Annotated in this window: 7 protein-coding genes and 1 tRNA gene (1 of these 8 only partly in view); 1 reads left to right on the plus strand and 7 read right to left on the minus strand. The window is 62.0% G+C overall.

Going from position 1 to position 8,188, the window contains the following annotated elements; all coding sequences use genetic code 11:
- Positions 1–65: 65 nt before the first annotated feature.
- The 7 genes from rplI to rnr all read right to left on the minus strand — a co-directional run bounded on the left by rplI (position 66) and on the right by rnr (position 7,963).
- Entirely contained in the window at positions 66–512 is a 447-nt protein-coding gene (gene rplI / locus N8H22_RS01160) for a 50S ribosomal protein L9 (RefSeq protein ID WP_264588800.1), read from the minus strand.
- 21 nt (positions 513–533) lie between these two features.
- Positions 534–1,427 (minus strand): hypothetical protein, encoded by an 894-nt coding sequence (locus tag N8H22_RS01165; protein WP_264588801.1) that lies wholly within the window; start codon positions 1,425–1,427, stop codon positions 534–536.
- Positions 1,428–1,461: 34 nt separating this feature from the next.
- Positions 1,462–1,692 carry a 30S ribosomal protein S18 gene (gene rpsR, locus N8H22_RS01170; protein WP_003283112.1) on the minus strand — a complete coding sequence of 77 codons (231 nt, stop codon included), beginning with the start codon at positions 1,690–1,692 and terminating at the stop codon, positions 1,462–1,464.
- A gap of 28 nt (positions 1,693–1,720) precedes the next feature.
- Positions 1,721–2,137, minus strand: a complete 417-nt coding sequence (rpsF, locus tag N8H22_RS01175; protein WP_264588802.1) for a 30S ribosomal protein S6 — start codon at positions 2,135–2,137, stop codon at positions 1,721–1,723.
- A gap of 169 nt (positions 2,138–2,306) precedes the next feature.
- Positions 2,307–4,460, minus strand: coding sequence for a PAS domain-containing protein (locus N8H22_RS01180; protein ID WP_264588803.1), 2,154 nt, complete (start codon positions 4,458–4,460; stop codon positions 2,307–2,309).
- 222 nt (positions 4,461–4,682) lie between these two features.
- Positions 4,683–5,438, minus strand: a complete 756-nt coding sequence (rlmB, locus tag N8H22_RS01185) for a 23S rRNA (guanosine(2251)-2'-O)-methyltransferase RlmB (protein WP_264588804.1) — start codon at positions 5,436–5,438, stop codon at positions 4,683–4,685.
- Positions 5,435–7,963: a ribonuclease R gene (rnr, locus tag N8H22_RS01190; RefSeq protein ID WP_264588805.1), complete on the minus strand. Its 2,529-nt coding sequence runs from the start codon at positions 7,961–7,963 to the stop codon at positions 5,435–5,437. The genes rlmB and rnr overlap by 4 nt, the downstream gene beginning before the upstream one ends.
- A 205-nt stretch (positions 7,964–8,168) precedes the next feature.
- Here rnr and N8H22_RS01195 point away from each other — a divergent pair.
- Positions 8,169–8,188 (plus strand) — tRNA-Leu (locus N8H22_RS01195) (it continues 167 nt past the right edge of the window).

Consider the following 8,188-nt stretch of genomic DNA (forward strand, 5'->3'; position numbering starts at 1 on the left):
CGTCCCACTCGCGTGGAAACGTGCCCGATGTTACGCGTCAGGCACCCGAGGTGCCAGACGACACCTTAGGCCGCGACGACGATCACCTTGACGGTCGCTTCGACGTCGGTGTGCAGATGCACGGCGACGTCGTACTCACCAACCTGACGGATGGTGCCGTTCGGCAGGCGCACTTCGCTCTTCGCCACTTCGACGCCGGAGGCGGTCAGGGCATCAGCGATGTCGTGGGTACCGATCGAGCCGAACAGCTTGCCCTCATCGCCCGCGGTAGCGGTGATGGTGACTTCCAGCTCGGCCAGCTGAGCAGCGCGGGCTTCGGCCGAAGCCTTACGCTCGGCGGCAGCCTTTTCCAGGTCGGCACGACGCGCTTCAAACGCTGCGATGTTGGCAGCAGTTGCAGCGGTAGCCTTGCCTTGCGGCAGCAGGTAGTTGCGGCCGTAACCGGATTTGACGTTTACCTTGTCGCCCAGGTTGCCCAGGTTGGCGATCTTTTCCAGCAGGATGACTTCCATTTGAGTCTTACCTCTTAACTTTTAACCTTCACCGTTCGCAGGTCCCGCGCCGTTCTTACCGGCAGAGCGACCGCGAAAATCAAACAGACTGTCGACAATGGCCAACACGGCCAGTAACGGATAAATCAACTGCATGAACAGCACCAGCGTGACGTAAAGCCCCACCAGCCAGAACCGCGGCAGGCGCCCTTGCGCCACCAGCCCGTGCATCAGCGCCACGCCAGCGAACACCAACGGAACACTGCACAGTGGCGTCAGTACCGCCAGCTGCGCACCGAGGTTGGGGCCGAGCAGCATGCCCACCAGCAGCAGAATTGCCACCACCGGCGGAAAACGCAGCGCCCGAAACTCCTCCCCGAAACCGCCCGGGTTGTACAACAACGCTTGCCAGTAACGCGCCAGCATCAGGCTGAGCAACGTGACGATCTGCAGCAGCGCCGCCAGCAGGCCGGTCAAGACCGGTGCCAGCAGCGCTCCCAATCGCGCCCGCTCCTCGTCGGTGAACTGCTGATAGGCGTCCGATAACGTCTCGGGCAGCACTTTCTGCAACTCCCCGGCCAGCGCCGCGATGGGCTCGCCGAATACCGCATCGAGCGCCCAGACATACAGCAGCCCGAGCCCTACGCTGCACAACATCACCCGCGTCCATGACGCCTGGTTACGCAGCAGCAATGCCAGCCCCAGCGAACCAAGCAGCACCAGCAGAGTGCGCGGATCGCCGAAGTACCACCAGACCAGCGCCGGTACGACAGCCCAGACCAGAACACCCAGCGCGTCGCTCAGCCCACGCCGCAGCAGCACCAGACTTCCCGCGGCAGCGCTCAACCAGAACAGCATTGGCAGCGCAGCAGCCACAGCAACCACCAGGATGGCCTGCATACGGCCACGCATGATGAACTCGGCCAAGGCGCGCATGCGATTTATCCCTTACCTCTGTCGACCAGCCCGATCAACGGCCGTGGCTGTCGGTGTAGGGCAGCAGGGCCAGGTAGCGGGCGCGCTTGATAGCGGTGGCCAGCTGACGCTGATAGCGGGCTTTGGTTCCGGTGATGCGGCTAGGAACGATCTTGCCGGTCTCGGAGATGTAGGCCTTCAGGGTGTTGAGATCCTTGTAATCGATCTCTTTCACGCCTTCGGCGGTGAAACGGCAGAACTTACGACGACGGAAAAAACGTGCCATGAAATAGGCTCCTCAATAGATCCGTGGATTACTCGTCAGCGGTGTTATCGCTGTCGCTGTCACTGTCGACGGAGCCGTCAGCGTTTTCAGGGCGATCACGACGCTCGCGGCGCTCGCTACGGTTTTCCTCAGCCTTGAGCATCTCGGACTGTTCAGTCACGGCTTCGTCGCGACGGATGACCAGGTTACGGATGACGGCGTCGTTGTAGCGGAAGTTGTCTTCCAGCTCGGCCAGAGCCTTGCCGCTGCACTCGACGTTCAGCATCACGTAGTGAGCTTTGTGCACGTTGTTGATGGCGTAAGCCAGCTGACGACGGCCCCAGTCTTCCAGGCGGTGAATCTTGCCGCCGTCTTCTTCGATCAGCTTGGTGTAACGCTCCACCATGCCGCCGACCTGCTCGCTCTGGTCCGGGTGAACCAGAAAGATGATTTCGTAATGACGCATAACTGCTCCTTACGGGTTGCAGCCTGCCGACAATGCGGTCAGGCAAGGAGTGAATGACTTGTTGTCTTGCCGGCAGAAGGACGCGCGAGCGCCTGCCGTCCAGGCAAGGGGCGCCATTCTAGAGAAGGGCCTGCAGAGGCGCAAGGCGAATTGGTGAATATTTAACCAGCTAGCTCCCGCGCGCTGCGTCGCGCTCCCGGCCAATGGTTTCCAGCAACTCACGCACCTGATGGATGTCGTAGGGTTTGAGCATGGTACGCAGCGAGTCGATACCTTCCTCGCGCGCATCCACGGCATAGCCGGAGGCAATTACCAGCGCCAGCTCGGGATGCCTCCGCTGCGCTTGGCGCACTAGCTCTATGCCGCTCATGCCGGCCAGCCCGACGTCGGTGAGCAGCACATCGAAAGGCTGTGCGGCGAGCTGCTCGAGCGCCTCCTCCGCCGATTCGCTGAGCGTAACCCGATGTCCCAGTTCGGCCATCACCTCACCGGTCAGCATGCGCAATGTCGGATCATCCTCGACGAACAGCACCTTCAGCCCGTCCTCGACGTCGGCGTCCGCCCCTGCAACGCTGTGCGATGCGCTCGCAGTAGCCGAAGTCGCTACCATCTCCGCATCGGCCACCCCGCTGCGCGGCAGGTAGACATGCACGGCAGTCCCGCCAAGCTCCGTGCTGTCCAGCGTCACGAAGCCGCCGCTCTGCTTGACGAAGCCATAGACCATGCTCAACCCAAGACCAGATGCATTGCTCGCCTGCTTGGTGGTGAAGAACGGCTCGAATGCCCGACTGCGAACATCCTGCGACATACCGCTGCCCTCATCGATCACGCTCAGTTGAACGTAGTCGCCAGCCGCTATTTGCAGCTCCGCTGCCGGCAACGGAGACGACAGCACGCGATTGCGCAGCCGGATCAGCAGCCGGCCATTGCCACCCATGGCGTCACGCGCATTGGCAGCAAGGTTGAGGATCAGGCTCTGTAGATTGCCGACATCGGCAAATACCGACCACAGACTGCCTGCGCCATCGAGCTCGACACGCACACCGCTCCCCAGCGAGCCGCTAAGCAGTTCGTGCATCTGTTCAACGAGCTGACCCAGGTGTACCGACTGCGGGCGCAGCGGCTGCCGACTGGCGAAGGCGAGTAGCTGAGAAGCCAGTCGTGCGCCTTTCTCAACGCCGCTGACGGCAGAGTCCAACCGCCGCAGCGCAGCTTGATCGCTGCCCAGGCTGCGGCGCAACAGCTGCAGATTGCCGCCGATGATTTGCAGCATGTTGTTGAAATCGTGGGCGATGCCGCCGGTCAGCTTGCCGACCGCCTCCAGCCTCTGGGCCTGCAGGAGCGCCGCCTCGGCCGCTTGACACTCCGCCTCGCTGCGCGACAGCGCCTCGGTGCGCTCGCGCACCAGTTCCTCGAGATGCTCGCGGTAACGCCGCAACTCCTCCTCATTGCGCCACTGTGCCGTGACGTCGTGCCCCTGCACAAAGATGCCAGACAGCTGACCATCCGCCTCGATGATCGGCTGGCAGACAACATCGATGTACATCTCCTCCGGTGAGCCCGTAGGCGTGCGCTGCAAGAACATGCGCAGGCGGCTGCCGCGGAAAGGCTCGCCGCTAGCGTAAACCTGATCCAGCCGCTGCAAGAAAGCCTGCCCCTCCACCTCAGGCAGGCCTTCGCGAATGGCGCGCCCAATCAGCTGACGATCCCCGGTGAGCTGCTCGAAGGCGGCATTGACCAGCTCGACGACATGCTCCGGGCCACGCAGAAAGCAGACGAATCCCGGCGCCTGGGCGAACAATCGGCGCAGCTGATTGCCCTCATCCTGCACCAGCCGCGCACGGTTGATCACTCCTTGTTCCAGCTGCTGGCGAGGCTGATCGGCAGCAGCAGCCACTTCGAGGGAGCGCTTGAGCGCCTGCAGCTCACTGATATCGGAGGTGTGCTGCAGGATCGCCATAACCTCGCCCTGTTCATCCAGAATCGGCGTATGCGTCGCGCTCCAATAGCGCTCCACGTATATCGGGCCGGCCGGCGTCTGCTGCGCAATGGAGTAACGGATGACCGGCAGCGTGTCCCGCGCCTTGCGGCTCAGCACCCGGGCGAAGGAATCGAGCAGCGCGTCGATGTCGACAGCCTCGGGCTGGTGCGGATCGGCTGCAAAAGCCTCGTGCAGCCGCCGTCCGCGCAGCTCGTCGAATCTACGCCCGGTCAGCGCTAGATACGCCGGATTGGCATCCAGGATGACCAGATCCGGATCGAGCAAGACATAAGCGTTTGGAGAAGCCCGGAACAGCGACTCAAAGGACGGGCGGTGCTGCATACAACCTCCATGGTGCGAGCCTGACGCCACGATTGAGCATGCTCGATACGGATTTTTCGCCTGGCCGAATGGCCGATTCAGGACGCAAGCGGATCGACGAACAACGAATGCCTGGCGGTCAGGCACAAGACAGCCCATTGACCGCAAAACGGGCAAAGCGTTTCCGGACGATGAAAAAAGCGCCAAATCGACCGGCCACTGAGGACCGGCCGACACGACAGGCTAGCTGCGCGGCTTGGCCGCGCCACGCTGGCGCAAGGCTTCAAACAGACAGATGCCGGTGGCAACCGAAACGTTCAGACTGCTGACGCTGCCCGCCATCGGCAGCCGCACCAGATAATCGCAGTGCTCGCGCGTCAGGCGGCGCATACCCTTGCCTTCGGCACCCATCACCAGGGCGATCGGCCCGGTCAGATCCTGGGCGTAGAGTTCCTGCTCAGCCTCGCCGGCAGTACCGACGATCCATACCCCGCGCTGCTGCAACTTCTCCAGGCTACGCGCGAGATTGGTCACAGCGACCAGCGGTATCACTTCTGCGGCGCCGCAGGCCACCTTGCGTACGGTGGCATTCAGGGTCGCGGACTTGTCCTTGGGCACGATCACCGCCACGGCCCCCGCCGCATCGGCGGTACGCAGGCAGGCCCCCAGGTTATGCGGATCGGTCACGCCGTCGAGCACCAGCAGCAGCGGCGCCCCCTCGACGCGATCGAGCAGCTCATCGAGCATTGCCTCACCCCACACCTGACTGGGGCTGACTTCGGCAACGATCCCCTGATGGACGCCCTCGACCCAGGCATCCATCTCCCGCCGCTCGCATTGGCCGACGCGCACACGCGCCTGGCCCGCCAATTCGACCAGCCGTTGAACCCGCGGATCGCCCCGCCCCTCGGCAAGCCAGACCTGCTTGACCCGCTTGGGATGATGGCGCAGCAGTGCCTCTACCGCGTGCAGCCCGTAGATTCGCTCCAGATCACTCATGACTTGGCCTTACGCTTTCTAGGTGCCGACCCACTGGGCGAGGGCTTGCTCTCAGATTTGCGTTTCTCCATCTTGCGCTTGGGCTTCTCTGCTGGCGCGCGACCGCCCTTGCCCTTGGCGTCGGCCAGCAAAGCCTTCTTCAGCTCGCGACTCTTGCGCACGTCCGCATCAACCGGCTCTTGAGTGCGCGCGAAGCGATCGCCCTCCGAAGCCTTTTTCCCGCGACCACGTCCGTCCTTGCGCGCGCCTCGATCGTCGCCGACTGCCTGCTTGCTCCCTCCGCCGATCAACTCGAAGTCGATCTTGCGTTCATCCAGATCGACGCGCATCACCCGTACCTGAACGCTGTCGCCCAGGCGGAAGCTGCGCCCGCTGCGCTCGCCGGATAACCGGTGGTGCAGCGGATCGAAGTGGTAATAGTCGCCCGGCATGGCGGTGACGTGCACCAGACCCTCGACATAGATATCAGTCAGCTCGACGAACAAACCAAAACCGGTAACTGCGGTGATCACGCCCGGGAAAGACTCGCCGACACGGTCACGCATGAACTCACACTTGAGCCAGTTGACCACGTCACGCGTGGCCTCATCGGCCCGCCGCTCGGTCATCGAGCACTGTTCGCCCAGCTGTTCCAGCGCGGCTTCGTCGTACGGATAGATGCGCGCCTTGGGCATGCTAGCCGCCCCCTCGCGCCGTACGTGTGGCGTATCGCGACGGGAACGGATTACGCTGCGAATGGCGCGATGCACCAGCAGATCCGGGTAACGTCGAATAGGCGAGGTGAAATGCGCATAGGCCTCATAGTTCAGTCCGAAATGGCCGTGATTGTCGGCGCTGTAAACCGCCTGACTGAGCGAGCGCAGCATCACGGTCTGAATCACGTGAAAATCCGGGCGATCTTGGATACGCTCCAGCAGAGCCTGGTAATCCTTCGGCGTCGGCCCTTCCTTACCCTTATGCAGGGATAAGCCCAGCTCACCAAGGAAGGCGCGCAACTTCTCCTGACGCTCCAGCGGCGGGCCATCGTGCACGCGATACAGCGCCGGGATTTCGTGCTTCTGCAGGAAGGCCGCAGTCGCCACGTTGGCGCATAGCATGCACTCCTCGATCAGCTTGTGCGCATCGTTGCGCTCGGTTGGCTTGATTTCGGCAATCTTGCGATCAGCACCGAAGACGATACGCGTCTCCTGAGTCTCGAAATCGATCGCTCCACGAGTATGGCGCGCCTTGAGCAACACCTTGTACAGCGAATAAAGCTGCTTGAGGTGCGGCAATACCTCGGCGTACTCGCCGCTCAGCCGCTTGCCTTCCGCCGAGATTGGCTGCTCAAGCATGGCGCTGACCTTGTTGTAGGTCAGCCGCGCATGGGAATGAATCACCGCTTCGTAGAACTGGTAGTCGGTCATCTTGCCGGACTTGTTCAGGGTGACCTCGCAGACCATCGCCAGGCGATCCACGTCCGGATTCAACGAACACAGGCCGTTGGACAGTTCCTCCGGCAGCATTGGCACTACCCGCTCGGGGAAATACACCGAGTTGCCGCGTACCTCCGCCTCCTGGTCCAGTGCCGAACCAACCTTCACGTAATGCGACACATCGGCAATGGCGACATAAAGGCGGAAGCCGCCGGTCAGCAGCTTCCAACCCCCGGGCTTCTCGCAGTAGACCGCGTCGTCGAAGTCACGCGCATCCTCCCCGTCGATGGTGACGAATGGCAGATGGCGCAGATCGACACGCTTGAGCTTGTCCTTGTCTTCCACCTCAGCCTTGAAGCGCGCCGCTTCCTTCAGCACCGTTTCGGGCCAGACGTGCGGGATATCGAAGCTGCGCAGCGCCACGTCGATTTCCATGCCTGGCGCCATGTAGTTGCCGATGACTTCGACGATGTCACCTTGAGGCTGAAAGCGCTGGGTCGGCCAATGGGTGATCTTCACTTCGACGAACTGCCCAGGCTTGGCGTTCAGCGCACGCCCCGGAGTGACCAGCACTTCCTGCTGGATCTTCGGGTTGTCGGGGATGACAAACCCGACATCGCTTTCGATGTGATAACGGCCGACGATGCTTTCATGAGCCCGACTGATCACCTCGACGATCGCCCCTTCGCGACGGCCTCGCCGATCAAGACCGGAAACGCGCGCAAGGCAGCGGTCGCCATCGAAAACCAGGCGCATCTGCGCCGGACTGAGAAACAGGTCATCACTGCCGTCGTCGGGAATCAGAAAACCGAACCCATCACGATGACCGCTGACGCGCCCACAGATCAGGTCCAGCTTGTCTACCGGAGCATAGGTACCGCGCCGGGTGTAGATCAGCTGACCATCACGCTCCATCGCGCGCAGACGGCGGCGCAGCGCTTCAATATCTTCTTCGGAGACGAGTCCGAACTCTTCCACCAACTGCTCGCGTGCCGCTGGCGAGCCGCGCTCGCTGAGGTGCTGCAGAATCAGTTCGCGGCTAGGAATGGGATTTTCGTACTTCTCCGCTTCACGAGCGGCCTCGGGATCGAGGGATTGCCAATCGGCCATTAAGAGATGTCACCTTTTCATTCATTTATCGAGACAGAACGTCATTTGTCTATTGAAGCGCGAAACGCTGCCCGGAGGCAGCTTTCAAGCGAATTATTTTTCGCGATCAGGGGTTTACAACCTCAAACCCCGCCCGTATAGTTCGCGCCCACAATGTCTGGTAGACGTTGTAACACGGAAACGGCAACGCAGTATCGTTTCCCGTGCCCAGGTGGCGGAATTGGT

It is taken from the genome of Stutzerimonas sp. S1, assembly GCF_025966695.1.
Lineage (GTDB): Bacteria > Pseudomonadota > Gammaproteobacteria > Pseudomonadales > Pseudomonadaceae > Stutzerimonas.